Annotated in this window: 1 protein-coding gene; it reads left to right on the forward strand. The window is 56.7% G+C overall.

Features of this window, described 5'->3' with window-relative positions; genetic code table 11:
• Window positions 1-1,022: AMP-binding protein (locus tag TW77_RS23985; RefSeq protein WP_046007497.1), on the forward strand; the 1,022-nt coding region annotated here is incomplete at both ends.

The raw sequence follows: 1,022 nt of genomic DNA on the forward strand, positions 1-1,022 counted from the left end.
ACGGGCACCCCGGCGTTTGACTACCAGCGTCCAATCACGACGCTGATCAGCGAGCAAAGTGCGCGTACGCCCGATGCGGTGGCGCTACGCTTTGCCCAGCAAAGCATGACTTACGCTGAGCTGGAGCAGGCCTCTAATCAACTGGCCCATTGCCTGAATGTCCGGGGCATTGGGGCAGAAGACAAAGTTGCGCTGGTGTTCGAGCGCAGCCTGGAAATGGTGATAAGCATTCTGGCAGTGGTGAAGGCCGGTGCAGCTTACGTACCATTAGAGCCGTCGCTGCCCTTGGAGCGTATCGCTTATATCGCCAGCAACAGTGGCCTATCGTTGTTCTTAGGCGATGACTCACTGGCGCGTCTGGACAGTCTGGGCGATTTGGCTGAGCGCGTCACCTATCAAAGTTTGTCACTGGCGGACTACCCCTCGCAGTTACCTGGGCATGACATCCCGGCAACCCAGCTGGCCTATGTGATTTACACCTCAGGTTCGACCGGCAAGCCCAAAGGCGTGGGGAACCAGCATAGTGCGATTTACAACCGTATCGCCTGGCAGCAGTCGGCCTATCCGATAGGTGCCGACGACAAAGTACTGCAAAAAACCCCCTTCGGGTTTGACGTGTCAGTGTGGGAGTTCTTCTGGCCATTAATGTACGGTGCGGAGCTGGTGATTGCCGAGCCGGGGGCCCATAAAGATAGCACTCAGCTGCTCGACACCATCAATCACTTTGGCGTTACCACCTTGCACTTCGTCCCCTCAATGCTGCAGGCCTTTATTGGTCATGAGTCGGTGCATACCGCAACCAGCATTCGCCGTATTTTATGTAGTGGTGAAGCCCTGCCGAGTGAGGTACAGGCGCAGGCGCTGAGCAAATTGCCACTGGCCAAGCTGTATAACTTATATGGTCCGACCGAAGCGGCGGTGGATGTCAGTCACTTTACCTGTCATGGCGACCCGGCATTACCGGTGCCCATTGGTGCGCCGATTGCGGGGATCCGTTTGTATGTACTCGACCGGGCACTGAA

It is taken from the genome of Pseudoalteromonas rubra (assembly GCF_000967655.1).
GTDB lineage: Bacteria > Pseudomonadota > Gammaproteobacteria > Enterobacterales > Alteromonadaceae > Pseudoalteromonas > Pseudoalteromonas rubra_A.